At 65.2% G+C, this 25,496-nt stretch carries 24 protein-coding genes; 23 read left to right on the plus strand and 1 reads right to left on the minus strand.

The window, feature by feature from the left end; genetic code table 11:
- The first annotated feature begins 73 nt into the window (after nt 1-73).
- The 14 genes from ACFWPK_RS19605 to ACFWPK_RS19670 all read left to right on the plus strand — a co-directional run bounded on the left by ACFWPK_RS19605 (nt 74) and on the right by ACFWPK_RS19670 (nt 14,717).
- Nucleotides 74-418, plus strand: a complete 345-nt coding sequence (locus tag ACFWPK_RS19605; protein ID WP_378917687.1) for a phosphopantetheine-binding protein — start codon at nt 74-76, stop codon at nt 416-418.
- A 103-nt stretch (nt 419-521) separates the two neighbouring features.
- On the plus strand, nt 522-887 hold the full coding sequence (locus ACFWPK_RS19610; protein ID WP_378917688.1) for a VOC family protein: 366 nt from the start codon (nt 522-524) through the stop codon (nt 885-887).
- Nucleotides 888-954: 67 nt separating this feature from the next.
- A complete protein-coding gene (locus ACFWPK_RS19615; protein WP_378917690.1) occupies nt 955-1,365 on the plus strand; it encodes a cupin domain-containing protein in 411 nt (136 codons plus the stop codon).
- 683 nt (nt 1,366-2,048) lie between these two features.
- On the plus strand, nt 2,049-2,876 hold the full coding sequence (locus ACFWPK_RS19620) for an MlaE family ABC transporter permease (RefSeq protein ID WP_378917856.1): 828 nt from the start codon (nt 2,049-2,051) through the stop codon (nt 2,874-2,876).
- Nucleotides 2,876-3,730 carry an ABC transporter permease gene (locus ACFWPK_RS19625; protein WP_378917692.1) on the plus strand — a complete coding sequence of 285 codons (855 nt, stop codon included), beginning with the start codon at nt 2,876-2,878 and terminating at the stop codon, nt 3,728-3,730. Before ACFWPK_RS19620 ends, ACFWPK_RS19625 begins: the two co-directional genes overlap by 1 nt.
- Nucleotide 3,731: 1 nt before the next feature.
- Nucleotides 3,732-4,997, plus strand: a complete 1,266-nt coding sequence (locus ACFWPK_RS19630) for an MlaD family protein (protein ID WP_378917694.1) — start codon at nt 3,732-3,734, stop codon at nt 4,995-4,997.
- Nucleotides 4,994-6,034 (plus strand): MCE family protein, encoded by a 1,041-nt coding sequence (locus ACFWPK_RS19635; RefSeq protein ID WP_378917696.1) that lies wholly within the window; start codon nt 4,994-4,996, stop codon nt 6,032-6,034. The genes ACFWPK_RS19630 and ACFWPK_RS19635 overlap by 4 nt, the downstream gene beginning before the upstream one ends.
- Nucleotides 6,035-6,042: 8 nt before the next feature.
- A complete protein-coding gene (locus ACFWPK_RS19640; RefSeq protein WP_378917698.1) occupies nt 6,043-7,098 on the plus strand; it encodes an MCE family protein in 1,056 nt (351 codons plus the stop codon).
- A complete protein-coding gene (locus ACFWPK_RS19645) occupies nt 7,095-8,201 on the plus strand; it encodes an MCE family protein (RefSeq protein WP_378917700.1) in 1,107 nt (368 codons plus the stop codon). Before ACFWPK_RS19640 ends, ACFWPK_RS19645 begins: the two co-directional genes overlap by 4 nt.
- Nucleotides 8,198-9,301 carry an MlaD family protein gene (locus ACFWPK_RS19650; protein ID WP_378917702.1) on the plus strand — a complete coding sequence of 368 codons (1,104 nt, stop codon included), beginning with the start codon at nt 8,198-8,200 and terminating at the stop codon, nt 9,299-9,301. The genes ACFWPK_RS19645 and ACFWPK_RS19650 overlap by 4 nt, the downstream gene beginning before the upstream one ends.
- Nucleotides 9,298-10,605: an MlaD family protein gene (locus ACFWPK_RS19655; protein WP_378917704.1), complete on the plus strand. Its 1,308-nt coding sequence runs from the start codon at nt 9,298-9,300 to the stop codon at nt 10,603-10,605. Before ACFWPK_RS19650 ends, ACFWPK_RS19655 begins: the two co-directional genes overlap by 4 nt.
- Nucleotides 10,606-10,615: 10 nt before the next feature.
- Entirely contained in the window at nt 10,616-11,293 is a 678-nt protein-coding gene (locus tag ACFWPK_RS19660; RefSeq protein WP_378917706.1) for a hypothetical protein, read from the plus strand.
- Between the two features lie 142 nt (nt 11,294-11,435).
- Nucleotides 11,436-12,959 carry a coniferyl aldehyde dehydrogenase gene (locus tag ACFWPK_RS19665; RefSeq protein ID WP_378917708.1) on the plus strand — a complete coding sequence of 508 codons (1,524 nt, stop codon included), beginning with the start codon at nt 11,436-11,438 and terminating at the stop codon, nt 12,957-12,959.
- An 87-nt stretch (nt 12,960-13,046) separates the two neighbouring features.
- Nucleotides 13,047-14,717, plus strand: a complete 1,671-nt coding sequence (locus ACFWPK_RS19670; RefSeq protein ID WP_378917710.1) for an acyl-CoA synthetase — start codon at nt 13,047-13,049, stop codon at nt 14,715-14,717.
- Nucleotides 14,718-14,843: 126 nt separating this feature from the next.
- On the opposite strand, the gene ACFWPK_RS19675 is transcribed toward ACFWPK_RS19670, so the two are convergent.
- Entirely contained in the window at nt 14,844-15,629 is a 786-nt protein-coding gene (locus ACFWPK_RS19675; protein ID WP_378917712.1) for an SDR family oxidoreductase, read from the minus strand.
- Nucleotides 15,630-15,796: 167 nt separating this feature from the next.
- Here ACFWPK_RS19675 and ACFWPK_RS19680 point away from each other — a divergent pair, with 167 nt between their 5' ends.
- From ACFWPK_RS19680 to ACFWPK_RS19720, 9 genes are all read left to right on the plus strand, one after another.
- Nucleotides 15,797-17,026, plus strand: coding sequence for a cytochrome P450 (locus ACFWPK_RS19680; protein WP_378917858.1), 1,230 nt, complete (start codon nt 15,797-15,799; stop codon nt 17,024-17,026).
- 81 nt (nt 17,027-17,107) lie between these two features.
- Nucleotides 17,108-18,289, plus strand: a complete 1,182-nt coding sequence (locus ACFWPK_RS19685; protein ID WP_378917715.1) for a thiolase family protein — start codon at nt 17,108-17,110, stop codon at nt 18,287-18,289.
- 29 nt (nt 18,290-18,318) lie between these two features.
- Nucleotides 18,319-19,080: a crotonase/enoyl-CoA hydratase family protein gene (locus ACFWPK_RS19690; RefSeq protein ID WP_378917717.1), complete on the plus strand. Its 762-nt coding sequence runs from the start codon at nt 18,319-18,321 to the stop codon at nt 19,078-19,080.
- Between the two features lie 48 nt (nt 19,081-19,128).
- Nucleotides 19,129-19,899 (plus strand): SDR family oxidoreductase, encoded by a 771-nt coding sequence (locus ACFWPK_RS19695; RefSeq protein WP_378917718.1) that lies wholly within the window; start codon nt 19,129-19,131, stop codon nt 19,897-19,899.
- 257 nt (nt 19,900-20,156) lie between these two features.
- The gene (locus tag ACFWPK_RS19700; protein WP_378917719.1) at nt 20,157-21,152 is read left to right on the plus strand and encodes a DUF3068 domain-containing protein; all 996 of its coding nucleotides are present in this window, start codon (nt 20,157-20,159) and stop codon (nt 21,150-21,152) included.
- A gap of 334 nt (nt 21,153-21,486) precedes the next feature.
- Nucleotides 21,487-22,095 carry a TetR/AcrR family transcriptional regulator gene (locus tag ACFWPK_RS19705; protein WP_378917721.1) on the plus strand — a complete coding sequence of 203 codons (609 nt, stop codon included), beginning with the start codon at nt 21,487-21,489 and terminating at the stop codon, nt 22,093-22,095.
- Nucleotides 22,096-22,285: 190 nt separating this feature from the next.
- Nucleotides 22,286-23,809 (plus strand): nitric oxide reductase activation protein NorD, encoded by a 1,524-nt coding sequence (locus ACFWPK_RS19710; RefSeq protein WP_378917722.1) that lies wholly within the window; start codon nt 22,286-22,288, stop codon nt 23,807-23,809.
- The gene (locus ACFWPK_RS19715) at nt 23,806-24,600 is read left to right on the plus strand and encodes a CbbQ/NirQ/NorQ/GpvN family protein (RefSeq protein ID WP_378917724.1); all 795 of its coding nucleotides are present in this window, start codon (nt 23,806-23,808) and stop codon (nt 24,598-24,600) included. Before ACFWPK_RS19710 ends, ACFWPK_RS19715 begins: the two co-directional genes overlap by 4 nt.
- 151 nt (nt 24,601-24,751) lie before the next feature.
- Nucleotides 24,752-25,489 carry a hypothetical protein gene (locus tag ACFWPK_RS19720; protein ID WP_378917726.1) on the plus strand — a complete coding sequence of 246 codons (738 nt, stop codon included), beginning with the start codon at nt 24,752-24,754 and terminating at the stop codon, nt 25,487-25,489.
- Nucleotides 25,490-25,496: the final 7 nt, after the last annotated feature.

Raw genomic sequence — 25,496 nt, forward strand, 5'->3', positions numbered from 1 at the left:
TGCGCGGGGGCTTTGCTTCGCTTGTGGCATTTGGGGGGACCCCCAATCTTACACCCCCTACACCGCCCCACTGGTGGGTGCCATCGAACTGCTCGATGGCACCGACCGGCGATCAATGCTCGGAGACCGGAACGCCACCGAGAACGCAGTAAGTCAGGCGCGTGCCCGCTTCCGGTCGCCGTCGACGCCGAGGGAAGAGCTCGTGGCCGGTGTGTTCGCACGGGTCCTCGGGATGGATCGGGTCGGGGTCGATGACAGCTTCTTCGCCCTGGGCGGGGATTCGCTGTCCGCCACCCGATTGATGGCCGCGCTGGAAGCAGAACTCGATCGGGACATCCCCTTGCACCTGATGTTCCTGCATCCCACACCCACCGGATTGGCCGCCCACCTCTCCGATCACGGGTCTACGCCGGACTGATAGGACCGAACGAGTCGATCAGTGGCAGCGCCCTGTCGAACACAGCTGCAAAGCGTCCCCGTGCCACCGGAAAATGTCGGTGCTGTGGCCTAGCGTTTCGTCCATGTCCGAAACCATCACCGTCGGCGGTATCACCATCGACTGCAACGACCCCGCTGAGCTGGCCGAGTTCTGGAGTGCCGCACTCGGTTACACCGTCCTCGCCGACTCGGGGGACTACGTCATGATTGCCCCACCTGGTGTCGGTTTCGGGGAGGGGCGCTACCTCGCGTTCCAGCGCGTTCCCGAGACGAAGGGGACCAAGAACCGTGTGCATATCGATTTCCAGACCACAGCTCGCGCGGCGGAAGTCGACCGGCTGACGGTCCTGGGGGCCACGGTCCTGGGTGAACACTCGCTGCCCGGCTTCGCATGGACTGTGCTGCAGGACCCGCACGGCAACGAGTTCTGTGTCGTCGCCGAGAGCTGACCGGACAGACGAGGGTTGAGGCGAGCATGCGCGCGCACCACCCGCCGAGGTGAAATACTGTGGCTCCATGAGCGACGACCGTCCGCAACTGGCCGCAGAAATGGATCTCCAGCCGCATCCCGAGGGCGGCTGGTTCCGTGAAACCTGGCGCAGTGCGGTGGAATTCGAGCCCGCTGGCTACTCCGGTACGCGCGCGAGCGCGACGGCGATCTACTTCCTGCTGCTGCCGGGTGAGGAGTCCGCACCGCATACGGTGACCTCGGACGAGATCTGGATGTGGCATCGGGGTGGTCCGCTGCTGCTGAACATCGGGGGTGAGGAGATCGTCCTCGGACCCGATGTCGAGCAGGGGCAGCGACCCCAGGCGGTGGTCCCCGGTGGGGTGAGTCAGGCCGCCCGCCCGGCGGGCGAGGAGTACACGCTGGTGAGCTGTGTCGTCGCGCCGGGCTTCGACTTCGCCGACTTCCGGCTCGATTGACCGGTGCGGGTACTCGTACCCGCCGCCCAGTGGACGCCCGGCGGGCGGATGCCCTGTCGGGGCACCGAGGCCCGCGGGCGCCTCTCGACAGCTCTGCCCTCCTGCGTGACTAACTGTAAGTAATACAGTATGCTTGCTCACGTCGTATCGGGCAGCTGTGAACGACCTGCGCCGCCCGTGAGTCCGAGGCCGACCCGGCAGGTGATGTCGAGTGGCAACTGTGAGAGCCGGTGGGCGGATGGTGGTCGTCGCGTGGCGGTCGGGAGGAGTGGGATGGTTCGTCGGAACTCGCATCGCGGCTGGGCCCCGTCCGCACACCGGCGGCTACGGCACGGATATCCCTACGTCGCCGCGATCGGAGGGGTGTCCGACTGATCGGACAGTCCATAAAACCTGAATTCCCTACGTATTAATTATCGATCGGAAATATGCCCCGACGCGGTAATAAAAGCTCGCCTATTTTCTGGGCGGGCATATTGTCATGCCATAAAATCGAATGTCTGAATTGTACTGAAAAATAGTTCCAGAATTCTGTTGACTTGACCCTGTGATGTCACGCACACTCGGGATGGCAAATGGGCGGTGTTACCCGAATGGAGACGCGCGAACCGATGGTAAACGGATTCGATCCGGCAGCTGACAAGCGCCGCGAAAGGCGAGCGGTGGGCTCGGAGCGGTCTGCGATGCCGGCGAGCAGGGAAGTCGCCGCATGGTTTCGCGGTTATCTCGGCCGGCATCCCGGTGTTGCCATCGATACTGTCGGTGGCCAGTTCGTCCTCGGTGTTCGTACGGTGCAATATCTGATTGTCGACCTCTTTACGGGGAAGCTGGCCGTGCGGGAAACCCTCGCGCAGGGGGCTTTCATGGCGTCGGCGGCAGTGCTGCCGACAATCTTTGTCGCCCTGCCGATCGGGGTCACGCTCTCCATTCAGTTCGGGCTGCTGGCCGGGCAGGTCGGTGCCACCTCGTTGGCGGGGGCCGCCAGTGGCTTGGCGGTCATCCGGCAGGGCGCCCCGATGGTGGCGGCGCTGCTGATGGCCGCCGCGGTCGGCTCGGCTATCTGCGCCGACCTGGGATCACGGAAGATCCGGGAGGAATTGGACGCCATGGAGATCATGGGCGTTTCGGTGATCCGGCGCATGGTGGTTCCCCGGTTTCTGGCGGCGATCGTCATCGGCGTCTCGCTGACCGGGGTGGTGTGCTTCGTCGGTTTCGTGGCGGGCTATGCCTTCAATGTCTTCGCTCAGGGCGGTGCGCCCGGGAGTTTCGTGGCGACGTTCGCCTCGTTCGCCACTGTCGGGGATCTGGTCTTGACCATGGTGAAGGCGGTGGTCTACGGCGCGATCGTGGCAGTGGTCGCCTGCCATAAGGGGCTGACGACCAAGGGCGGATCCGCAGGTGTCGCGAACTCGGTGAATTCGACGGTTGTGTCGTCGATCCTTTTGCTAATGATCGTCAATGTATTGTTCACCCAGCTGTTCATGATGCTGTTTCCCAGGCAGGGCTTGTAATGGCATCCACCTATCACCCGTTCGGCACCAGACTGGTGACAACATATTCGAAAAAACTCGGCGTTGCATTCATGCGACTCGGGCACATGCTCACCTTCTTCGTGCGCGCCGCCGCATCGATTCCCGTGATGCTCCGCAACTATCGAGTCGAGTTCATGCGGACCCTGTCCGACATCGCGTGGGGAAATGGATCGATCGTCGTCGGTGGAGGCACGGCGGGCGTCATCATCATCCTTGGTGCGGCCGGTGGCGCGATTATCGGGTTGGAAGGCTATAACGCCTTGCATCTGCTCGGCATGGAGCCCGCCATCGGATTGGTCGCCTCGACGGCCTCGACGCGCGAGCTGGCGCCGATCATGGCATCGCTGGCCTTCGCGGCGCAGGCGGGTTGCCGGTTCACCGCACAACTGGGCTCGATGGGTATCTCGGAGGAGATCGACGCGATGGAGTCGATGGCGATCCGGTCCATTCCCTATCTGGTCAGCACCAAGTTGCTGGCGTCGGTGGTCGCGATCGTTCCGCTGTATCTACTGTGCCTGGCGGCCAACTACGTGGCTGTCGAAATGGTGGTCGGGATGTCTGGCGGGCTGTCGATCGGGACGTATCGCCACTACTTCCAGCTCGTCTTGAACGGACCGGACATCATCTACTCGCTGGGCAAAGCGATTGTCTTCGTACTGATCACCACCACGATCCAGTGTTACTACGGCTACTACGCCGCGGGCGGACCACAGGGCGTCGGCATCGCGGCGGGCCGCGCCATGCGTGCGGCGATCTCGGTGATGATCGTCGTCAATCTCATGCTGACCATTGCCATTTGGGGCATCGGGGCCAGCGCGCGGCTGGGAGGGTGAGATGTCGATATTGTTCGACACGGACGGACGCGGACCGTCGAAATTGTCACTGCTCTTGCGGGGGTTGGTCGCGTTCGCGCTGATCGTCGGTGGTCTCACGGTCGTGTACATGAAATCGACCGGGTCCTTCGAGGAGAAGGCCGAGATCACTGCCCTGCTCGAGCAGGTGGGTGACGGCCTGCCGCCCAACTCGGACGTGAAATTCCGTGGTGTGCTGGTGGGGACTGTCGCCGAGGTGACGCCATCGATCGACGGTGGCCGCAATCGGGCCAGACTCGAGCTGGAACCGCGTCTGCTGGTGAGCATTCCGGCTTCGGTGACCGCCCGGGTGGTTCCCAGCAACATCTTCGCGGTGTCGTCGGTGCAATTGGTCGACAACGGTCCGGGACGACCGTTGCGGGCCGGTGCGGAGATCCAACAGGACACCAGTTTGTCGACGGTGCAATTGCAGACCGCCCTGACCAAGCTGCGAACGATCGTGGCGGCGACGGCGAGGATCAGCACGAGCGACACGGTGGGAGTGCTCGCCGCGGTCGCCAAGGCCACCGACCGGCGTGGCGCCGACCTCGTTCGAGCCGGTGCCCAGCTCGACCACATCACCAGGGAACTCGCTGCCCAGATCGCACCGCCGGGTGAGCCGTCGACGATCACCGCGCTGACCGAATCGGTGCAGGGCTTGGCCGCGGCGGCACCGGATCTCCTCGATGTCCTGCATTCCGCGGTCGTCCCGATGCGGGCCGTCGTGGAGCAGGAAGCCGAGCTGCACGACCTGCTGACGGCAGGCACCGCGACATTGTCGACCGTCGACGGCGGCTTGGACCGCCACGTCGACGAGATGGTGACGATCACCGATCAGCTGACTCCGGTCCTGGACGTGTTCGCCGCGGGCAGTTCGAGTTTCGGCCCCATCGTGGGCAGCATCAAGAATCTGTCGGACGTGTGGTTCGCCGAATTCTGGAACGAGGAGACCCAGAACGGGACCGGCAAATTCCAGATCAGGCTGACACCCGACACCCCGTACACGCGGGCGGACTGCCCCCGATACGGCGACCTCGCCGGACCGAGCTGCGCGACAGCGCCGCTGACGACCTCGGCCGAGCCGCTGCCCGCATCGCTGGACCCCCGCTCCGTTCCGAAACCCGTCCTGACCCCGGAGATGCAAGACCTCATCGGCCGGGTACTCGGCGGCGGCGCCAACAGCGCGGAACAGGTTCTGGCTCAACTACTCACCACCGGAGTCCCCGAAACAGGAGGTGCACCACGATGAACCAGCATCGTCGCTCGGTGGCCGGACTCAGCGTCTTCCTCGTCGTCGCGTTCGCCCTCATCTCGATGACCTTCGTGACCTTGAATCGTGGCATCGACGGCTCGACGAAGCCGTATTCGGCGATCTTCACCGACGCCACCGGTTTGCGGGTCGGCGACGACGTGCGGATGGCGGGAGTGCGCGTCGGACGTGTCGACGCGGTAGAACTCGACGGCACGCGGGCCAGAGTTCGTTTTCGCGTGCAAGATGCCCAGCGCCTCTACGGCGACACCGTCGCCGCCATCACCTATCAGAATGTCATCGGACAGCGCTATCTCGGTCTGTCCCGTGACGAAATCAGTTCTGACACCGAACTTCCGAGCAATGGGGAGATCCCGGTGGAGCGCACCGAGCCTTCCTTCGATCTCTCGGCGCTGCTGAACGGATTCGAACCACTGTTCAGCGGCCTCGATCCGCAGCAGGTCGACAATGTCACCGCCGCGCTCGTTCAGGCTCTGCAGGGGGACGCGGGCTCGTTGACGAGATTGATCGAGCAGATGTCTACGCTGGCACAGTCTTTGGCCGGTCCGGACCAGGTGCTCGGCGCGGTCATCACCAATCTCAACCAGGTGGTGCAGAACCTGGCGGGCCGACGGGCCGAACTCGGCACGTTGCTGAGCCGAACCCGGACCATCGTCGACGGGCTGGCCCGTCACCGCGACGAAATCATGACGACGCTGACCGAGGTGTCGGGAGTCGCGGATCGGATGGCGACGGTCGTCGCGCAGGACCGGCCTGCACTCGATCGGCTGATGAGCCGAGAGCCGGGATTCACCCGGCATTTCGAGCAGAACAAGGACCAGTTCGCCTACCTGGGGTTCAACCTGCCCGTGTTGTTGAAGGGGATCGCCCGGGTCAGCCAGGAAGGCGCGAACCTCAACGTCTACCTCTGCAATCTCGGCTTCACGGTGATCCCCGCGCTCTCGGAATTGATCCCGGCGATCGTCCGCATGGCCACCCCGGCCGGAACCGTTCAGCAATCGCCGATCTGTAGGTGAGGCAATTCATGACACTATCGACCCGGATCCGGCGGCTGAGCTCCTCGCTCTCACGGCCGATCGAAGAACAGAACCCGCGCATGCTGGGGATCGTCGCGCTGGCCGTGCTGGTCGCGCTGCTGATCACCGCACTGGGCTGGAACACTCTCGGCGTCGGCGAGCGCAGCTACGACGCCGAGTTCGCCCAGGCCGCCGGGCTACGCGTCGGTGACAGCGTCACGGTCGCCGGCGTCCAGGTCGGCGCGGTGACCGGCCAGAAGCTGGTGGACGACCGCGTCGTGGTGACGATGCGTATCGCCGACGATGTACCGCTCGGCGTCGAGACCACGGCGGCGATCAAACTGACCACACTGCTCGGCGCCCGCTATGTGGAGCTGCGCCCGGCCGGCGCGGGTGAGTTGCGCGAGCGACGGATCATGCTGTCGCACACCGCCGTTCCCTACGACCTGCAGCAGTCGCTGGAGAACGCCACCACCACCTTCGAGCAGGTCGATGCCGCGCAGATCAGCCGCTCGCTGGATACCCTGGCCACGCAACTCGACGGCGTGCCCGCGGTCCTTCCCGGTGTACTGACCAATATCAGGACGTTGTCGAGCATTCTGGGTAGCCGCCGCGACGAACTGGGTTCACTGCTGACCGGGGTGCGTGACCTGACCGCCGTGGTCACCAGCCAGCGGTCCGATGTCGAGGTGATCGTCGGCGTGGGGCGAGACCTGCTGACCGACATAGCTTCCCGGCGACAAGCGATCGAGTTGCTGATGTCGGCCACTACCCGGCTGGTCGAGCAGGTCCGCGGCATCATCGTCGATGACCGGGCCAATATCGACCAGCTGCTCACCGGGCTCAACGGTCTGCTCGGCAGCCTCGCCCGCCACGACGACCTGCTGCGCAACACGTTGGAGATCTTGCCTGTCGCGGTCCGCAACCTGACCAACGCCGCCGGCAACGGAAACTCGGTGGACTTCAACGCGCCCGGCGGTGTGCTCGTCGACTCGTGGATGTGCGCCCTGAGCGGACACGCCGAGCTGGCTCAGTTGCCACAGTATTTCGGAGATTGTCGATGAGAACACTGCTGAAGCTCGTGCGGGTCACCACGGTGCTCGCGGTCCTCGGATTCGTCGGTTGCGCGAGCGGTTCGCTGGAACGCGGCCCGGACGACATCACCGTGGTGGCCCATTTCGACAGCGCCGCCGGACTGTATGTCGACAACACGGTCGCGATCCTCGGCATGCCGGTCGGGAAAGTCACCGGGATCGTGCCGCGGGGGGCCTATGTCGAGGTGACCATGCGGGTCGACGGCGAGGCGAAGATCCCGGCGGACGCCACGGCGGTGACGGTATCGACGTCGGTGCTGACCGACCGGCACGTGGAGTTCACCCCCGTGTACCGGGGCGGGGATGCTTTGCGCGACGGCACGACGCTCGGATTGGAACGCACCAGGACGCCGGTCGGTGTGGATCGGTTGATCTCGATGGCCGATGACATGTCCGGTGAGCTCGGCGGCGAACAGCCCGGTGAGGGACCGATCGCGCGGATGCTCGCCGTCGCGTCGTCGGCCACCAGTGGCAACGGGCAGGAATTGCGCGCGACCATGGACGAGTTGTCGCGGGCGCTGCGCCTGGGTGACGACGCGGGAGCGGGGACGCGGGACGCGGTCACCCAGATCATGCAGGAGCTGTCGGTGCTGGTCGCCGCAGCCGCCGACGGCGACCAGGTCATCCGCGAATTCGGTGCTGCCTCGGGGCAATTGGGTGAGATGTTGACCCAGCTCGAGATCGGATCGGGAGCTACCGGCGCGCAGATCACCACGGTGATGCGGGAGGCCGACGACCTGCTGATGGCCAATCGGGAGCCGTTGCGCAGCGCGGTCGCCGACACGGCAACCGTCACCAAGGCCCTCGCCGACTATCGCGACCAGCTGGCCGAATTCCTCGACCTGTCGCCGATGTTGCTGGCGAACGGCTACAACGCGGTCGACCAGGAGGCGGGCGGTGCGCGCATTCACGCGCTCCTCGACCGGGTCGCCTTCGACGGGCAGATGGTCAAAGAGGTGTGCAATATCCTCGGCCTCCGCCAACTGGGCTGCAGCACAGGGACTCTGCAGGATTTCGGGCCGGATTTCGGTATCACCGACATGTTGGAAGCGATGAGTAGGTTGCCTCGATGAGAGCCAAGAATTCCGTGCTGACGACCGCGGCGCTGGCGGTCGCCGTGCTCACGACCGGATGTGGCGTGGGGCTCGACGATCTGCCGCTGTCGGCACCCGGATCGGGCGAGTCCGGATACACGATCGACGCCACCTTCGCGAACGCGCTGAATCTGCCTGCGAAGGCGAAGGTTCGGCTGGCGGGCGCCGATGTCGGTGAAGTGACCGCGATGTCGGTCGCCGACTACAAAGCCAAGGTGTCGCTGCGTATCCGGGCCGATGTCGAGCTTCCGGTCGGCACCCGGGCACAGCTGCGCACCGCGACCCCGCTCGGCGACGTCTACGTGGCGCTCGACGCGCCGGTCGACGCCACACCCTCGACCGCCGCCCTGCGTGACGGAGACTCCATCCCGTTGCCGGAGACCTCGGCGGCGGCGACCGTCGAGGAATTGCTGACCACTGCCTCGCTGCTGGTCAACGGCGGCGCCATCCGCAATCTGACCAGCGTTGTCAACGGTCTCGGGCGCGCGGTCGGCGATCGCGGCGACAACCTCGGCGGGCTGCTCGATCAGTCCACCCAGCTGGTCACGGCCCTGGCTGCCCGGTCCGACGACATCCGGCTCGCGCTGGCCGAAACCAATCGGCTGGTCGCCGAATTGGCCGCGAACCGCACCGTGATCGGCGAGTTCATCAGCGCCGCCGGTCCCGCCTCCACGGTCATCGAGGCGAATGCCCAGCAGGCGCTCGAACTCGTCCGGCAGGTCGACGATGTCAGCGCTCAGCTGGCGAAGTTCCCGGTCCTTCGCGGTGGTGAGATCGGCGGGCTGATCGCGAATCTCGACCAGATCTCCGCGGGGCTCAACGACGCCATCTTGAATCCGAACGCGAGCCTGGCCGCGATGAATGCTCTGCTGCCCACCGTCATCAGGCTCTCCAGCGGTACCTCGGCGCACGGCAACGTCGACCTGGAGGATTTCGCGATCGGGGCGCTCGCCGACCCCGGTCACCAGGCGGATCCCGGCAGCCGGATACCTGATGCGAGCGATTGGCACGCGCTCGTCGGTTCGCTCACCTACACCCTGCTCACCCTGCGTGAGCGGGTCCTGGGACCGGGGCGATGAGCGCCGTCGGTGGACTCGCTTCGTTCGGGTCGGCGGTGGCGGATCTGCCCGCCCGGCTGCTGGTCGGTGGGGTGCGCGGCGGGCATCCGTATCGGCTCGCGCTCTCGGCGGTGGCGCTGGCGATGGTGGCGGTAGCCGGATCGACATACCTGGTGTTCGGTGCGCTCGGCTTCGATCCGTCGGCGTCGACCATCGCGGTGCGGGTGCATCTCACCCAGTCCGGTGGGCTGCTGCCCGGCCAGGACGTCACTTTGCGCGGTGTGCCGATCGGTGAAGTCCGTTCGGTCGAGTTCGCACCGGACGGCGTGGTCGCGGTCGCGAGCATCGACGCGAAAATCCGGGTGCCCGACGACGGTACGGTCGACGTCACCAGCCTGTCCACGGCGGGAGAGCAGTTCCTCGACTTCCGGCCGACCCGATCGACCGGCCCGTATCTGAGCGACGGGGCCGAGATCTCCTCGGACAAGACCTCCACGCCCACCCCGCTGTGGCAGATGCTCGGCACCCTCGATTCGAGCTTGGCGCAGGTGGATCCGGCCCAACTCGCCTCGGTGGTCGACGAGCTCGGGGTCGGACCGGAGGGGCCGCAGAAGCTGATCGACATCCTCGACGGCGGGATCTTCCTGGTGTCGACGCTGGATTCGGTGCTTCCGCAGACCGTCGCACTGGTGCACGACAGCAAGACAGTGCTCGCGACCCTGGGTACGGGATCGGCAGGGCTGCAACGGTTCTCCGCCGACGCCGCGCACTTCATGCGCGGTGTCGAAGCGAAGACCGGCGGTTTCGCGGAATTCCTCGATGCGACGCCGGGAACACTCGCCGCCTTGGACACCGTGCTGGCCGACAATTCCGCCGCGGTGGTCGGGCTGTTGACCAGCCTGTCGACGGTCGCCCAGGTGACCAATACCCGGGTACCGGCCATGCAGGAGTTCTTCTTCCCGACCCAGCGCGCCGGATCGGCCCTCGACGCGTTGGCGACAGTGATGCACGACGGCGGATTCTGGGGGCTGGTCAGCCTGTATCCGCGATACACGTGCGTGTACGACCTGCCGCGGAAACCACCGTCGGTCGGTGACTATTCCGAACCGTATCTCTATACCCACTGCTCGGACGACAACCCGGCGGTCCTGGTCCGCGGCGCGGACAATGCGCCGCGACCGCCGGGGGAACGCCTGCCCGGTCGCCCGCCCGCGGGCGAACCCGCCGATCGAACGGCCGGCCCCACCCCGATCGGGCCCTGGTCATTGCCCCTGCCGTTGCCGTTGGTCGACTCCGGCCAGACGGTCCCCGCTCCACCCCGATGAGGAATCTGTGATGAATCCCAAGACCGACCCCACCGCCATCCCGACCACCGACGAAACAGCCACTGTGGCAGCTGTCTCGGTGGAGAAGAGCTCGGACGAGTCCGTGGACACGACCGCAGAATCGTCCGTCGACGATTCGACGACCCCGCCGGCTGAGCCCGAATTCGTGATGCCGTCCAAATGGGCGATCCGTCGGATGATCGCGGCATTGATCTGGAAGAAGATCCGCATTCCACTGCTGGTGCTGGTGGCCGTGGTAGCCGTCGTCACCGCGGCGATTCTCGGATGGAAGCTGAAGCAGGAGAGCGACACCGACGCCGCGGCCGCGGCCGGACTCGAAGCGGCCAGAGCGTATGCGGTCACGTTGACCAGCGTCGACTCCGGCAATCTCGACCGTGACTTCACCGCAGTGCTCGACGGGTCGACCGGGGAGTTCAAGGACACCTACACGCGCTCCAGCGGGCAGTTGCGGCAGCTGCTGCTGGAGAACAAGGCGACCGGCAAGGGCACGGTGCTCGATGCGGCGGTGAAGTCGGCGACCCCGACGAAGGTCGAGGCCATCCTGTTCGTCGACCAGACGGTGACCAACACAGCCTCGCCCGATCCCAGGGTGGACCGCAGCCGGGTGATGATGACGATGGAGCTCGTCGACGGTCGCTGGCTCGCGAGTCGGGTGGCTCTGCCCTGACCCCGCACGGGTCACATCCAGCGCAGCGTAAACACTGTTCGGGCAGGGCTGACGCTGTTACAGTTGGTATTACTGGAACAGTATCTGTTGTTTGCCTCCGAACGAAGGCTGCGGCGGGTTCGATGTGAGTGCGGAGGCGCGGATGTCACAGGTTGTCGGGTTCAGTGAGGCCGGTCGGACCGGTGAAACGACAGATCCGGACGAGCTGGTCGCGATTCTGGACCGGCAACGGCAGGCATTCCTGTGTGACGGCCCGGCGTCGGCGGCAGTCCGGCGCGACCGGATCGACCGGCTGCTGGCCATGGTCCTGGACAATATCGACGACTTCGTCGATGCGATGTCACGCGATTTCGGGACGCGCTCGCGGACCGGGACGTTGTTCGCCGAGATCATGGGGATGCTCACCGCATTCGAGCACACCCGCTCACACACCGAGCGCTGGATGCGTCCGGTGCGCCCGAACCGGCTCGCACGCCTGTACGGCATCCGCACCGAAGTCCATCCCTCACCCCTCGGGGTCGTCGGCATCATCGGCCCGTGGAACTTCCCGCTGCAGCTGGTCGTGGTGCCCGCGGCGTCGGCCTTCGCCGCGGGCAACCGCGTGATGATCAAGATGTCGGAGATCACCTCGCACACCGCTGAATTGACCCGTTCGCTGGCTGCGCGCTACTTCCACCAGGACGAACTCGCGGTGGTGACCGGTGGACCCGACATCGGTGCCGCCTTCACCCGCCTACCGCTGGACCACCTCTTCTTCACCGGTTCGACCGGTGTCGGGCGTCTCGTGCAGCGAGCCGCGGCGGAGAATCTGGTCCCGGTGACCCTCGAGCTCGGCGGAAAGAATCCCGTCGTGGTGGCGCCCGACGCCGATATCGACCGTGCCGCGAACCGGGTCGCCCGCGCCAGAATGGTCAACGGTGGGCAGGTATGCGTCTGTCCCGACTACGTATTCGTTCCGGAAGCCGAGATCGATCGCTTCGTCGACCGCCTCCGTGCCGAATTGTGTGGGATGTTCCCCACGATCCTGGACAACGACGACTACACGGCCTCGGTCGACGCCGCCAATTATGACCGTGTGCTCGCCCTCGTCGACGATGCCCGAGCTCGAGGTGCCAGGGTGGAATCGCTCGCACCGGCGGGTGAGGAACTGCCCGATCCGATTGCGCGAAAGATCGCGCCCACGCTGATCCGTGACGTCGGCGACGACATGCGTATCGCGACGGAGGAGATCTTCGGTCCGGTCCTGTTGATCCGGCCCTACGCCGACATCGCCGATGTCATCGACTACATCAACGCGCGGCCTTCGCCGTTGGTCGCCTACTGGTTCGGCCCGGACCGGACGGATTTCCGCAGGTTCGTCGACGGCACCCGCAGCGGCGGGATCGCGCGCAACGAGTTCGCGATCCACATGTTCTCCGAGAACGCGCCGTTCGGCGGTGTCGGGCACAGCGGGATGGGCGCCTATCACGGGAAGACCGGGTTCGACACGTTCAGCCACCTGCGCACGGTGGCGGGGACCGACCTCCCGTTCGCGATCACCGGGATAGCGGCGCCGCCCTTCGATCTCCGGACGGCGAAGTTCATCGATCTCGCGTTGCGGGCCGCGCGCTGGCGCACTCAGCGCCGGGTGCGTGGACGCCTGCCGCGACGCGAGCCCGCCAGCTGAGGCGCCCGCCACCGGCCGTTCAATCCACTTCTTCCACCACAATTTTCGGGCGCGTGAGCGCGTGCGAACGATCACTGAGGAGCTACGTTGTCCCCTTCCGCGACCGGGTCCGACTCGACGCAATTGACTCTCGTCGGCGCCGCCGATGCCGCCGCCGCGGCGCTCCCGGATCGGGAAATCATCATCCAGGGCGACCGCAGACACACTTATGCGCAGGTGGCCGACCGGTCCCGGCGGCTCGCTGCCTACCTGCACGCTCAGGGGCTGGGTTGTCACACCGAACGTCGCGAGCTCGAACCGCATGAGGTCGGCCAGGACCTGCTCGGCATCTATGCCTACAACGGCAACGAGTATGTCGAGAGCTTGATCGGGGCATTTCGCGCGCGCGTGGCGCCTTTCAACGTGAACTACCGCTACGTCAAGAGCGAACTCCAGCATCTGCTGGCCGACGCCGGCGCCACGGCACTGGTCTACCACGCGACCTTCGCGCCGCGGGTGGCCGAGATTCGGTCCGAGTTGCCCCATCTGCGGGTCCTCATCCAGATCGCCGACGACTCCGGAAACGAGCTGCTCGACGGCGCCGTCGACTACGAAACGATCATCGCCGCAACAGAACCGGTGGTTTTGCCGGTGACAGCCTCACCGGACGATCTCTATGTGCTCTACACCGGCGGCACCACCGGGATGCCGAAGGGCGTGCTGTGGCGCCAGCACGACATCTACATGGCGGCCTGCGGCGGGCGTGACATCAACACCGGCACGCAGGTGAGCTCCTACGAGGAGATCGGTGCGCGGGCCGCCGCGAACCCCGGCGTCAAACTCATGCTGTTGCCGCCGCTGATCCACGGCGCGGCGCAGTGGGCGGTGCTGACCGCCATGACGACCGGTCAATCCATTGTGTTCTCCCCGGTGGTGGACCGGATCGACGGGCCCGAGATCGTGCGGACGATCGAGCGCGAACGAGTCGCGATCGCCATCGTGGTCGGTGACGCCATGGCCAGACCGTTGCTCGCCGCCGTGGAATCGAAGATCGCCGATGTGTCGTCGCTGGCCGCGCTCGCCAATGGTGGAGCGGTACTCACCCCGCAGGTCAAGCAGCAATGGATCGAGGCAGTGCCGGGTTTGGTGGTGCTCGATGGTGTCGGATCTTCGGAAACCGGAACCCAGCTGCATCATGTGTCGGCGGCGGGCTTCGTCTCGACCGGAACGTTCTCCGCGGGTCTGGACACCAGGGTCGTCGCCGAGGATTTCAGCACCGTCCTGCAGGCAGGCCACGACGGTCTCGGTTGGCTCGCGAAACGTCAGTTCACCCCACTGGGCTACAAGGGTGACGCGGCCAAGACCGCTGCGACCTTCCCCGTCATCGACGGCGTGCGCTTCGTGCTGCCCGGTGATCGTGCGCGCCACCTCGAGAACGGGACGATCGAGCTGCTCGGTCGCGACGCCGTCACCATCAACTCCGGCGGCGAGAAGATCTTCGCCGAGGAGGTCGAGTCGGCGATCGTTTCTCATCCCGCGGTCGCCGACGTGTTGGTGGTCGGGCGTCCGAACGAGCGGTGGGGCCAAGAGGTCGTTGCGGTCGTGGAACTGGTGGAAGACGCGTCCGTGGATTTCGATGAGCTGGTCGGCCATGCCGCGCAGTCGCTCGCCCGCTACAAGCTGCCGAAGGCGGTCGTCTTCCGCTCCGCGATCAGTCGCAGTCCCGCGGGGAAAGCGGACTATCGCTGGGCTCGTGAACAGGCTGTCGCCGAACTCTGATCGAACGACCTCGGGCGGCACCGATCTCGATGTGTCGTCCGAGGTTTCGGCATGACACCTGTTTTCCGAACGCAACGCCCGTACGGCGCCACGAGTTGTGGCGCCGTACGGGCGAGTGGGAACGGTTCAGAGTTCGATGGCCGGGCCGACGGTCAACGGGGCCACGAATCCGCCGTCGACGTGGATGTCCTGGGCGTTGACCCAGCGGGAGTCAGGGCCGGCGAGGAAGGCGATCACCGGCACGATGTCGGCGACTGTCGCGTGCCTGCCGACGGTGGCCTTGACCGAGTCGAGGACTTCCTTGCCCATCGACGCTTCGAAATCGGTGAGAATCGGTGTCTCGGTGGGACCTGGACTCACGGAGTTGACCCGGATGCCGTACTTCTGCCAAGCGGTCGGGGCCAGGCGCTTGGCGAAGATGATCGACGCCTGCTTCGAGGTGCTGTAGACGGGATAGGCCGGGTCCTGCGTCGCCTGCCACTGCGCCACGGCATCGGCGTCGGTCGCGGCCAGCAGGCCCGCGAGATCGTCGATCCGTTGCTGCCAGCCGAGGGCGGCGACCGAGGCCACGGTGACGATCGCGCCGCCCTCGCGCAGCAGCGGCAGCATTCCGGTGGTGAACAGCCGCATACCGAGGTAGTTCACCCCGAGGACATCGGCCGCCGGTGCGGTTCCCGGCACGCCCGCGACGTAGGCCAACGCGTCCCAGCCCGCCCCGATGCGGTCCAGCAGGGCCGCGATGTCGCTCGCGTCGCGCAGGTCGCACTGTTCGTGCTGGGTGGCCGGTGTGTCGTTCGCGTGCAGATCGACCGCGAGTACGTGGTCTCCCTGCTCGTGGAAGTGCGCCGCCGTCGCCGCTCCGATGCCGGACCCTGCTCCGACGACGACGATCCTGCGTTGCTGGGCGACCATGGGTTTCCACCGTTCTGATGCCCGATACGGCATCTGTTACAGAAAGCTTGACAGTAAGGGTAACTATAAATCAGTCTTGAGGTCGAGACAACGCCATCTGCGCGGGTGCGTGCGGTGTGGTGGATTGCTGGGTTGCCAGCTCGGAACGGGAAAAGGTGCTGATAGGGATGCCGATCGTTGATGAGGCCGCGAACGTTCTGGCGGATCCTGCCGCCTACGCCGATGAGCCGCGGTTGCATGCCGCGTTGGCCGCGCTTCGGGCGGAGAAGCCGGTCGCGCGGGCGGAAGTCTCCGGCTATGAACCGTTCTGGGCGATCACCAAGCACGCGGACGTGATGGCGGTGGAGCGGGCGAATCGCCGGTTCACGAACTGGCCGCGTCCGGTGTTGATGACCGCGAAGTCGGACGAGATGCAGGCAGCGGTGGGGATCCGGACGCTGATTCACATGGATGATCCGCAGCATCGGGTGGTGCGGGCGATCGCGGCGGATTGGTTCGGGCCCAAGGCGATGAAGGCGATGGGGGTGCGGATCGAGGAGCTCGCGAAGCGATATGTCGACCGGATGCGGGATACGGGTGGTGAGTGCGATTTCGTGTCCGAGATCGCGGTGAATTTCCCGCTGTATGTGATCATGTCGCTGCTCGGAGTGCCGGAGTCGGATTTTCCGCTGATGCTGAAGTTGACCCAGGAACTCGTGGGTTCTGATGATGACGAGTTGAAGCGGTCGACGCCGCCGGATGAGGCGATGAACGCGTTGGTGGAGATGTTCACGTTCTTCCAGGGATTGACGGAATCGCGGCGGGCGAATCCGACCGATGATCTGGCGTCGATGATCGCGAACGCGAAGATCGATGGTGAGCCACTGTCGGATGTGGACATTGTTTCGTATTACGCCATCATCGCCACGGCGGGCCACGATACGACGAGTAGCAGTATCTCTGGTGGTCTACGGGCGTTGATCGAGCATCCTGACCAGCTCGATCGTTTGCGTTCTGATCCGGGTCTGATGCCGGGCGCTGTCGAAGAGATCATTCGGTGGGTAACACCGGTGAAGGCGTTCATGCGAACTGCCGCTGAGGATTCGGTCGTCAACGGGGTGTCTATTCCGGCGGGTGATTCGCTGTTGTTGTCGTATGCGTCGGCGAATCGTGACGAGGACGTTTTCGAAGATCCGTTCCGCTTCGATATCGGGCGTGAGCCGAACAAGCATGTGGCGTTCGGTTACGGCGTGCACTTCTGTCTCGGTGCGGGCTTGGCACGGATGGAGATCAGCAAGTTCCTGGGGGAGTTGTTGCCGCGCTTGAAATCGATCGAGTTGGCAGGGGAGCCGGAGTTGACGGCGACGACTTTCGTGGGTGGTTTGAAGCATTTGCCGATCCGCTTCACCATCGACTGACCGAATACACGACCTGTAATTCATCGCAATACACACCAGGCCGCATCTATGGGTGTAGCCGGAACTCAGAGGTTGAGAGACATGCCCAAACCAGTCATTGTCAGTGCGGTCCGCACCGCGATCGCGCGATCGTTCAAGGGTGCGCTCGTGAACGTGGCGTCGGAGACACTCGCCATCGAGATCCTCACCGAGGCCGTTCGCCGCTCGGGCATCGACCCGACGCACGTCGACGATGTCATCTTCGCCGAACTGAACTACGGCGGCGGCGACCTCGCGCGTCACGCGGCCGTGGCCGCGGGAATGCTGAATGTGCCCGGCCAAGCGGTGAATCGCCATTGCGCGGGCAGTCTCACCTCCATCGCCAACGCGGCCGCGCACATCGGCGTCGGCATGGAGCGGGTGATCGTGGCCGGCGGTGTGCAATCGCTGTCGACGGCTCCGCTGATGAAGTGGCGGGTACCCGGGTCGGGGCCCGAGCTCGAATTCAAGGAACCGTGGATCCCGCCGTCACACCCGGAGACCCCGGACGCGCCCACGATGGACATGGCGATCACCGTCGGCTGGAACACCGCCAAGAAGGTCGGCATCAGCCGTCAGGAAATGGACGACTGGGCATTGCGGTCGCATCAGCGGGCCGTCGCCGCGATCGACGAGGGAAAGTTCACCGACGAGATCCTGCCGTTGAAGGTCGCCCAGCCCGACGGCTCGGTGCTCGATTTCGCCGTCGACGAGCATCCGCGCAGGGAGACGACCGCCGAGCGGTTGGCGGCGCTGCCCGTTCTGCATCCCGAAATCGAGGGGTTCTCGATCACGGCAGGAAACAGCAGCGGCATCAACGACGCCGCCGCCGCGGTGACAGTCACCGCAGACGACTATGCGGCGAGTGCGGGCCTGGATGTTCTTGCGACAGTGCGAGCTTGGGCGAACGTGGGTGTGACGCCTGCGGACAACGGCATCGCCGCGGTGAACGTGATCGGCAAGGTGCTCGACCGTGCGGGATTGACCGTCGATGACGTGGCGCTGTGGGAGATCAACGAAGCCTTCGCCTCGGTCCCGATCGCCGCGTGCCGCGCGCACGGCATCGACGAGGAGCGGGTGAACTTCTCCGGCAGCGGATGCAGCCTCGGCCATCCGATCTCGGCCTCGGGTGCCCGCCAGGTGGCGACCCTGATCTATGAGCTCCGGCGTCGCGGCGGCGGTATCGGCGTCGCGGCGATGTGCGCGGGTGGCGGTATGGGCGGCGCCCTCGTCATCGAAGTCTGAGTGCTTTCACCGAGAGAATGGAGATATCTGTGTCGGACGCAGTGCTAGTGGAACGGCGCGGGCGAACGCTGGTGATCACGATCAACCGGCCGGACGCGCGCAACGCGATCAATCTCGCGGTCAGTCAGGGACTCGCCGACGCCGTCGACGAACTCGACGAAAGTCCCGAGCTGTCCGTCGCGGTCCTGACCGGCAGCGGCGGAAACTTCAGCGCCGGAATGGATCTGAAGGCCTTCGCGGCGGGGGAGTACCCCTATGTCGCCGGTCGTGGACTCGGATTCACCGAGAAGCCACCGGCAAAGCCGATCATCGCCGCCGTCGAAGGCTACGCGCTGGCCGGCGGCACCGAACTGGTCCTGGCCACGGATCTGGTCGTCGCATCCAAGACCGCGCGGTTCGGGGTTCCCGAGGTCAAACGCGGCCTGGTGGCAGGCGGCGGTGCGCTGTTGCGGCTGCCGCAGCGCATTCCGTACCAGAAGGCACTCGAACTTGCTCTGACCGGTGACAGTTTCACGGCGGAGGACGCCGCCGCGTGGGGCTTCGTCAACGAAGTGGCCGAACCCGGGGAAGCGCTGGACCGGGCACTGGCTCTGGCCGAACGGATCACGGCCAACGGACCGATCGCGGTCGCGGTGACCAAGGAGGTCATCGTCAAGGCGGCCGAGTGGAGCACCGGCGAGATGTGGCAGAAGCAGCTGGAGCTCATCGCCCCGGTTTTCGGGACGCAGGACGCGCAGGAAGGCGCGAAGGCGTTCGCCGAGAAGCGAACCCCCAACTGGACGGGCAAGTGAGGCAGCGAGCTGCCCGTCCACCATCAACCCATCAAGTGAGGAGACGCAGTGTCGTTCGAAGGTGAAGTAGTACTGGTGACCGGTGGTGCCGGTGGGCTGGGTGACGCGACGGTGCGCAGGCTGCACGCCGAAGGCGCGGCCGTTGTGATCGCCGATGTCAACGATGACAAGGGCAAGGCCCTGGCCGAGGAGCTGGGCAACAAGGCGGTCTATGTGCGCACCGACGTGCTCGACGACTCGACGATCGAGGAAGCGTTCGCGGCGGCCGACGAATTGGGCACGCTGCGCTACGCGGTGATCGCCCACGGTGGTTTCGGTGTGCTGGAGAAGGTCGTCAACCGGGACGGCACACCGCACACCTTGAAGGGTTTCACCGACACCATCGCGCTGTACCTGACGGGCACGTACAACGTGCTTCGGCTCGCGGCGGCGAAGATCGCGAAGCTCGAGCCGAAGGACAGCGGTGAGCGTGGCGCGATCGTCATGACCAGCTCCATCGCCGGGTACGAGGGCCAGATCGGTCAGTCGGCCTACGCGGCGGCCAAGGGTGGCGTGATCTCGTTGACCCTGACCGGCGCCCGCGATCTCAGCGCTGTCGGCATCCGGGTGAACAGCATCGCTCCGGGAACGATGCACACCCCGATCATGGATTTCCTCGGCGAGGAGAAGCTCGCGAAATTCGCTGCGGCGGTGCCGTTCCCGAAGAGGCTGGGCGCACCGGCCGAATACGCCTTGCTGGCTCAGCATCTGCTCGAGAATCCGTATATCAACGGTGAAGTCATTCGTATCGACGGTGGGCAGCGTTTCCAGCCGAAGTAGTTCCGGCGCTTTTCTCGTCGTGACGGATAGCCGTCGATGACCGCCGCTCCGAATACGGGGCGGCGGTCATCGGCTGTTCGGGTGGGTTTCAACTCGGACACGGCCCGCGCGTCCGCGTTCGAATCGATATAGGAATACTTATCGCAATCTATCCCGTAAGGCCAACCGTTGGACTATCTTCAGTGTGTTGGATCACAGTGGTCATCCATGAGCAGAAATCGGATGCCACGACATCTCCGCCAGGGATAGAGGATTTCATGACAAAGAGGTCATTTACCGGGATCGCGGCAGGCGTTACAGGAGTTGCCTTTCTCGTCGCCGCCGCATTGCTACCGACATACGTACGGGATTCGGTCGTCGGTCTACCGGACGAGCTGGACCAGACCACCGTTGTCGTCGGTAAGGGTGAGTTGATCGATCGGTCGAGTTTCTTCTCGGCGGCACCGGTGCAGACATCGAAGGATGTCCCGGTATCCATTACCGCGCGAACGACGCTGGCCGAATCGGCCGACAGTTCGTCGGCCGTGATCCACGGCAGTCTCCTCGGGGCGCGGAGCGACGTCGCGGGAGACTCCGCAGTTTTCATCAACACGACCGATGTCGTGCAGGTCGACCGGCAGAACTATCTGGTCGGCGCCGAACCGGTACCGACGTGGACGGGCCCGCCCGCTCCGCCGGCGGCGGAGCCTGCCCGCATCGGGACGCTGTTCTCCTTCACCCCTGATGTACAGAAATCGGATCACCGATTCTACGAACTCATGGCGCACACGCCGACTACGGCGCGCTACATCGACGATGACCGCAGCATCGACGGGATGCGGCTGTATCACTTCCGTTCCGAATTGCCACCGGTGGATATGACCGAGACCGTGGGGATCACGCAGCAGACCCAGCTGACCTTGCCTGCGGCGAAGTGGGGCCTGCCGGGCGGCATGGATATGGTGACGATGAACCAGTATTACGCCAATGTCCGCGATATGTGGGTGGAGCCGGCTACCGGCGCGACCGTCGACCTGGTGACCAGCCCGCGGATCTATTACGCGCAAACTGCGGACAGTCCGCACCAGGTGACCGCGTTCGCCGGTGAGCTCCGATTCGACCAGACCACCCTCGACGCCCTGCTCGGTGATGCGAAGGACGGCCGTCAGCTGATCCGCGGACTCTTCATGTGGCTGCCGATCGGTCTGGCTGTCGTGGGGGTGCTGCTCGTCGGTACCGCCGTGCTCACGAGGGTTCGCAACCGCGCCGGATAGCCGCGCCTGGCAACATCCCTGCCGCACATACGCTCCCCGGCACCGCCTGCGCCGGGGAGCCTCATTCGCATGAATACAGTATGCCTTCCGGTATGTCGCCCTGGGGTGAGTTCGGTGGGTGTGGTCAGGTGTCCGCGAACCGCCGGATCGCGATCCGAAGATCTATTGACGAATTTCAATGACATGTGTCAGTATTGGGTCACGCGGTCGATGACCAGCCGGGATTCACTCGAGCTGACTCGATCAGCAAGCAGGAGAAGGGCTCTGGCGAATCTCGCCGTGCCTCTCTGCGCGCCTGATTGACGCGAGTCAATGACGGGAGTTAGCTCGCGGCATGAGCGAAATCCAGGACAAGCCCCACGGGCGACAGGCGCAGCGTCTACTCACACGGAAGCGAGTGCTCGATGCGGCGGTTGCGGAATTCGGTAGAGCCGGCGCGGCCGAGGCCGACATCGCCGCGATCGTCGAGGACGCGGGCGTGGCACGCGGGACCTTCTACTTCCACTTCCCGACCAAGGAACACGTACTGCTCGAACTCGAGCAGCGCGAGGAGGCGCGCATCGCCGGGGAGCTCGAACGGTACCTCCGTACGCCCCACGATCTGGCGGACGTGCTGGCGAAAGTCGTCCGGCTCGTCTCGGCCATGGAACGGCGTCTTGGCAGCAAGCTGTTCAAAGACCTACTCGCCGTGCACTTCTCGCCGACCCGACCATTGGACGAGACCTGGCGGGAACATTCCGTGATCGCACTGGTCGCCGTGGAGATCGAACAGGCCGCCGCGCGCGGGCAAGCCCAACTCGTCGTCCAGTCCTACCACAGCGCCGTGTTCTTCCTGCTCGGTCTCTACGCCCTGCTCACCACCACGAGCGGCTCGAAAGCCGTCCGTACAGCGGCGCTGGCCGACTACGTGACGGCGACTCTGCGGAGCCTGGAGCCCCGATGACCGCGACGCAACCCACCATTCGCCGACAGATAGGGAATCCCGATCATGCTGCTCGACATCGTCCGACTTGTCCTCGCTTGGGGCGCGGTGGTTCTCATCATCGCGTTCTGGTACTGGATCCTGAGCAATATCGGGACATTCTGATCATGGGTTCTGTACGTGCGTCGGCGTGTACCCGCGGAGATCCAGGATGACCGCGACCGGGCCCGCGGCGTCGATCGAGCGCAGCTACGCGGTGACGGCGGTTGCGCTGTCGGGCCGCCGCCGCCAAGGCGTCCGCCTGGTGACCGGCGAGCGGCGCGGCTTCGGCCTGAGCCCGGGTCTCAGCTTCGTGCACGTGCCGTATCCGCCGTCGGCCGACTGGAACCGCATCACCATGACCTGCGGTGTCGCACTGCAGTGTTCGCCTTCCAAAGACCGGATAGCGCAGTATCTGCTGCACGAGTTGTCACCGCGTGAGCGTGCTGCACTCTCGATCGTGGAGGGTGACGTCGCCGCGACCTGGGTCGGCGAGCGGTTTCCCGGACTGGTACCCGAACTGCGCCGGTGGCTGCCTGCACTCGAGTTCATCGATCCCGACCTGCCCGGTGACGACATCATCGAGCGCGCCGTCGCGCTCGCTCGGTCGCCGCGGGCGCTGGGGGAGTATCCGTTGCTCGGGAGTCTGCCGCTGGCCGCGCCGCCGCGGAGCCGTGTGGCGATGGCGGCGCGGCGGATATATGGCCGCATGCCGTGGACATCCCATCGCAGCGACAGCTACCGCGTCTGGTCGGTACCGGTCGGTGGTGAAGGCGGAAGCCGGGCCTCGAACATGCCACCACCGAGCCGACCCGAGAACGAGGACATCGAGATCCGCGCCGATCAACGCGCGGGGATTCCGTATCCGGAGTGGAACCAGTGGACGATGAGTTTTCTGCGCGACCACGTCGCGGTCATGGAACGCCGCCAACCCACCTCGTCGAGCCCGATCGCGCCTGCCTCGCCCGAGGTGCGTCGCTGGTTCGAGGAACTCACCCATCGTTCCATGCGCGGCGGCTTGGTGGACGGGTCCGACATCGACATCGACCGCTACATCAGCCATTACGTCGACACACAGGTCGGCGCGACGCCGCAACCACGGGTGTTTCGTGAATTGCTGCCCAGCGCCCGCGATGTCACGACCGCTGTGCTGCTCGACGGCAGCTCCTCGCTCGGCATCAACGGCGGCGCGACCTTCCGGTTGGAGCTGGCCTGCGCGGATGCCCTCTCCCGGGCCATGACGGTCGCCAGGGAACGGCACGGGATCTTCGTGTTCACCGGCAATACCCGTCACCGCGTGGAAGTCCGGTGCCTGAAGGACTTCGACGACCGGAACTTCGTCGATGTCGGCGGTCTCGGGCTGATGGCCGGTGGCTACACCCGCCTCGGCGCGCCACTGCGGCACCTGACCGGTCGGCTGCTCGAACAACCCGCGCAGCGTCGCCAGCTCATCATCATCGGCGACGGCCTCATCTCCGACGAAGGGTACGAGGGCCGCTACGCGTGGGCCGATGTGGCACATGCCGTCGAGGAGGCCGTCGCAGCCGGGATCGCCGTCTACTACATCGGCATCGGCCCGGTTCGCGTCGATCCACTGCCCGAAGTATTCGGACCCACACGCTCGCAACGCATTCGGCGGGTGGATGAACTTCCCCGCGTTCTCGCACATATTCACCGAGAGTTGGTCGACCTATGACATCTGATTCCTATTTCGCCGGCGGCGGCGAGGTCGAACTGTTCGAACGAGCGTTCCAGCAGCGCCTTCCGGTCATGCTCACCGGGCCGACCGGGTGTGGCAAGACGCGATTCGTCGAGCACATGGGCTCGCTGCTCGGTCGACCGGTGGTCACCGTCAGCTGCCATGACGACATCACCAGCTCAGACCTGGTCGGGCGGTTGCTCGTCACCGGCGGAGACGTGGTCTGGAGCGACGGACCCCTCACCAGGGCCGTGAAGGACGGAGCCATCTGCTATCTGGACGAGGTGATCGAGGCCCGCCACGATTCACTGGCCGTGCTGCATTCGCTCGCCGACCATCGGCGTGCGCTGTTCCTCGACCGCGCGGGTGAGGTGGTGGCAGCCCCCGAATCGTTCATGCTCGTCTGCTCCTACAACCCGGCCTATCGCAGTTCACTCAAAGTGCTGAAACCGTCATTTCGACAGCGCTTCGTCACCATCACCATGGACTACCTGCCGCCCGAACGGGAAGCCGATGTGGTGGTGACGGAATCCGGCGTCGATCCGGCGGTTGCGACCCGACTGGTCCACTGCGCGAACACTATTCGTGGCGCGGACGAGATATTCCATTTCGAGCCACCGTCGACGCGCGTGCTGGTGGCGGCGGCCCAACTCATCGGCGCCGGCGCGCGCGAAATCGATGCCGTGCAGGCCTGTGTGCTGGCGCCGCTGAGCACCGATGCCGCCATCGGTGACGGCCTGCGCCAGATCGCCACCGCCGGCTTGCTCGCCGACGAAGAACCCGTGTGATCACCTCGAGGAGAACGCTCTCATGAACGAGCAAGACCGTAGACGTAAGCGTGCGCTGATCGTCTTCCAAATCACCATCTATGGGTTTCTGCTGCTGATGTTCCTCATCCAGGTGCAGATGCTGATGAACAGTGACTGGTAGGAGAAAATCGTGAATTTGCCGACATTTGTCAAGCGCCGCACCGGATCGGCGAATCCACCGAGCGCGGATATCCGGACCGCCGGAAGCTATGACGAGCACGAAGCGGAAAGCCGGGCGAGTCAGCGACGCGCCGATATCTGGCTCACCGCCGGCACGGCACTGATGGGTACCTACATCTTGGGCCTGGTGGGGCTGCCGGTCTTTCTGCGCGGCGTGTGGCTGCAGCGCCGAGCGCAGCGAGAGGGATTATCCGTGCGCCCGCTCATCGTCACGCTGATCGGGTATCTCGTCATTCTCGACGCCTTCCTCAACAGTATCGGCTGGGTGCTCGACGTTTTCGCCAGCCACACCTTGGTCACGCGGGTCTTCTTCACCGCCTGGGGCAATTTCTTCGACGGTGGCTACTGGTGGCACTACAACGAGCTGTGGATCGGCGGGTCGGGCGCGCCTGGCGAGAAGGGCTGGGAAATCGCCTGTGTGCTCGTCGTCTTTCCGATGCGGATCGCCGCCGCGATCGCCTTCCTGCAGATGAAGCGGTGGGGCCATCAGTGGCTGACGGTCACCTGCTGGTTCGGTGTGGTCATCTGGGTCGGCTACATCGTGAATATGACCGTGTACGCCGATATCCGCTTCGACGGTGTCGTGCTGCCGGTGTTCGGCTGGTGGCTCTACGACATCTTCTACATCACGCCATTCCTGGCAATCCCCTATCTGCATACGGTCAATCGCGAGATATTCGCCGACTGACCGCGGT

Source organism: Nocardia sp. NPDC058519, from assembly GCF_042719755.1.
Classification (GTDB): domain Bacteria; phylum Actinomycetota; class Actinomycetes; order Mycobacteriales; family Mycobacteriaceae; genus Nocardia.

Bases quoted from the DNA above. Each gene is read 5' to 3' on its own strand.
- ACFWPK_RS19610 (WP_378917688.1), top strand. From the start codon at position 522: ATGTCCGAAACCATCACCGTCGGCGGTATCACCATCGACTGCAACGAC.
- ACFWPK_RS19615 (WP_378917690.1), top strand. From the start codon at position 955: ATGAGCGACGACCGTCCGCAACTGGCCGCAGAAATGGATCTCCAGCCG.
- ACFWPK_RS19620 (WP_378917856.1), top strand. From the start codon at position 2,049: ATGCCGGCGAGCAGGGAAGTCGCCGCATGGTTTCGCGGTTATCTCGGC.
- ACFWPK_RS19625 (WP_378917692.1), top strand. From the start codon at position 2,876: ATGGCATCCACCTATCACCCGTTCGGCACCAGACTGGTGACAACATAT.
- ACFWPK_RS19630 (WP_378917694.1), top strand. From the start codon at position 3,732: ATGTCGATATTGTTCGACACGGACGGACGCGGACCGTCGAAATTGTCA.
- ACFWPK_RS19635 (WP_378917696.1), top strand. From the start codon at position 4,994: ATGAACCAGCATCGTCGCTCGGTGGCCGGACTCAGCGTCTTCCTCGTC.
- ACFWPK_RS19640 (WP_378917698.1), top strand. From the start codon at position 6,043: ATGACACTATCGACCCGGATCCGGCGGCTGAGCTCCTCGCTCTCACGG.
- ACFWPK_RS19645 (WP_378917700.1), top strand. From the start codon at position 7,095: ATGAGAACACTGCTGAAGCTCGTGCGGGTCACCACGGTGCTCGCGGTC.
- ACFWPK_RS19650 (WP_378917702.1), top strand. From the start codon at position 8,198: ATGAGAGCCAAGAATTCCGTGCTGACGACCGCGGCGCTGGCGGTCGCC.
- ACFWPK_RS19655 (WP_378917704.1), top strand. From the start codon at position 9,298: ATGAGCGCCGTCGGTGGACTCGCTTCGTTCGGGTCGGCGGTGGCGGAT.
- ACFWPK_RS19660 (WP_378917706.1), top strand. From the start codon at position 10,616: ATGAATCCCAAGACCGACCCCACCGCCATCCCGACCACCGACGAAACA.
- ACFWPK_RS19665 (WP_378917708.1), top strand. From the start codon at position 11,436: ATGTCACAGGTTGTCGGGTTCAGTGAGGCCGGTCGGACCGGTGAAACG.
- ACFWPK_RS19675 (WP_378917712.1), bottom strand. From the start codon at position 15,629: ATGGTCGCCCAGCAACGCAGGATCGTCGTCGTCGGAGCAGGGTCCGGC.
- ACFWPK_RS19680 (WP_378917858.1), top strand. From the start codon at position 15,797: ATGCCGATCGTTGATGAGGCCGCGAACGTTCTGGCGGATCCTGCCGCC.
- ACFWPK_RS19685 (WP_378917715.1), top strand. From the start codon at position 17,108: ATGCCCAAACCAGTCATTGTCAGTGCGGTCCGCACCGCGATCGCGCGA.
- ACFWPK_RS19700 (WP_378917719.1), top strand. From the start codon at position 20,157: ATGACAAAGAGGTCATTTACCGGGATCGCGGCAGGCGTTACAGGAGTT.
- ACFWPK_RS19705 (WP_378917721.1), top strand. From the start codon at position 21,487: ATGAGCGAAATCCAGGACAAGCCCCACGGGCGACAGGCGCAGCGTCTA.
- ACFWPK_RS19710 (WP_378917722.1), top strand. From the start codon at position 22,286: ATGACCGCGACCGGGCCCGCGGCGTCGATCGAGCGCAGCTACGCGGTG.
- ACFWPK_RS19715 (WP_378917724.1), top strand. From the start codon at position 23,806: ATGACATCTGATTCCTATTTCGCCGGCGGCGGCGAGGTCGAACTGTTC.